The organism is Pseudomonas sp. WS 5412, assembly GCF_012985615.1.
Lineage (GTDB): Bacteria > Pseudomonadota > Gammaproteobacteria > Pseudomonadales > Pseudomonadaceae > Aquipseudomonas > Aquipseudomonas shahriarae.
Window position 1 is genome coordinate 1 of record NZ_JAARMB010000061.1, and the last position, 1,174, is coordinate 1,174.

Here is a 1,174-nt window from a genome sequence, read left to right on the forward strand (position 1 = left end):
GTGGGAGATTCTATGGTTTTGGGGAAGCCCCCAAAACCGCTTTTGACTGGTATTCGCTCAGGTTTTTCATGAGCGAAAAGGCGATGCGCGCCAGCTTGCGGCCAATGATGACCAGGGCTTGAGTCGTTTTCAGGCCCCTGGCCAGATAACCCTCGTATAAAGGTTTCCAGGCTTCTGACCTGATACCTGCTGACGCCGCGTTATGCAGCAATCTGCGTATCTCTGAATCTCCCTTCTTGCTCAATGAGCGGCGTCCGCTCATTTGCCCAGAATCGGATACTCTCAAGTCCATTCCCAAGAACGCGATGTAAGCGTCAGCACTTTCAAATTCTCCTCGCTGAAACGCCATTACCAGGGCAACCGCTGTCAGAAAACCAATGCCCTCGACGGCTTGGCAGCGCTTGACCTGATGCAAAAGCCCCGCCTCAGTAACAGCATCTAATATCCTTTTCTCAATGAGCCCCTCATGCCTATCAAGACACGCTGAAATGCTCTTGGACGAGGCCTTGAGTGATGGCTCACCCGCCCAGCTCTGGTTCAGCGCAACACGCATTTTCACCAGCGCTGCGCGTCGACGCAGCAAGCTTTGAAGCTTGGTATAAATCTTCGGCGGCGGATTCCAGGCGCGTAAATCAGCCTGTTCATTCTTCAAGTAGCGAGCCAGCAACTGCGCATCACTGAAGTCTGTTTTAGCGCGACCACCTGTGCCTTTGCGGTAATGGCTAAGGCGATATCCATCAATCACGTAAACGATATGGCCCATCGAATGAGCCAAGTTGACGGTATCCACGTGATAGATATTGGTGGCTTCAATTGCGATGGCGCTGCCCGCAGGCAAAGACTTCAGCCATGCCTTCAGCTCGTTTTTCTTGTTCGATACGATCTTTGTTTCAGCAGTTTCACTGTGATAAACAACTACTTCGGCTTTAGCGACATCCACTCCAATGATTGATTGCGAGACAGTCATTGCCATGAGAAAAGCTCCGGGTTAGGGTTTACGGGCTTGTCGGGGCTTCACCGTTGCGCTGGCTTGCTTCTATCGTCGGTCATGGCCGATGCATTCCTTATCGGCGCTTTGGTGAAGGGGTGGGGCGAAGTCTCCCACGGTCTGTACTGGCTAGAGTCAGATGCTGGCTTTTAGTCCCACCACCCCTACAAGTCTAACCATACAAGC

At 52.3% G+C, this 1,174-nt stretch carries 1 protein-coding gene; it reads right to left on the reverse strand.

The genetic code is table 11. The features are described from left to right. Positions 1 to 10: 10 nt before the first annotated feature. Entirely contained in the window at positions 11 to 973 is a 963-nt protein-coding gene (locus HBR94_RS28365) for an IS110 family transposase (protein WP_170045912.1), read from the reverse strand. Positions 974 to 1,174: the final 201 nt, after the last annotated feature.